The 390-nt window shown below is 76.2% G+C and carries 1 pseudogene; it reads left to right on the top strand.

Annotation, left to right across the window (positions count from 1 at the left end):
* Positions 1–390, top strand: a pseudogene (locus CCN51_RS55330) (hypothetical protein); the annotation flags it as partial.

Raw genomic sequence — 390 nt, 5'->3', positions numbered from 1 at the left:
CCGCCCACCCCGGCCGTTGGCAGGAGTGGGGCCTGGCCCCGGGGTCGGCCACCACCGCGGCCGACCCCGCCTGTCTCGACCTGGCGGGCGACCCCGCCGAACAGGGCCGGCAGCACGGGCGCGCCGCCCGGGACGCGATCGCCGCCAACATCGCCGCCGTACGCCGCGACATCGCCGAGCTGTGTGCCGACGAGGCGTCCGTCAGCCGCTACCGCCAGTGCCTCGAGGCCAACGCCGACTTCGTACGCCACACCGACCCCGAGCAGTGGGCCGAGCTGCTGGGCATCGCCGAGGGCGCCGACGCCCCGCTCGACGACATCCTCGCCCTCAACCTGCCCGCCCACATGGTGCTGCGCTGGGTCCCCCAGGAGTGCAGCCAGCTCGTGGCCG

It is taken from the genome of Streptomyces milbemycinicus (genome assembly GCF_002154605.1).
GTDB classification, from domain to species: domain Bacteria; phylum Actinomycetota; class Actinomycetes; order Streptomycetales; family Streptomycetaceae; genus Streptomyces; species Streptomyces milbemycinicus.
This window is presented reverse-complemented; position numbering and strand designations above follow the sequence as displayed.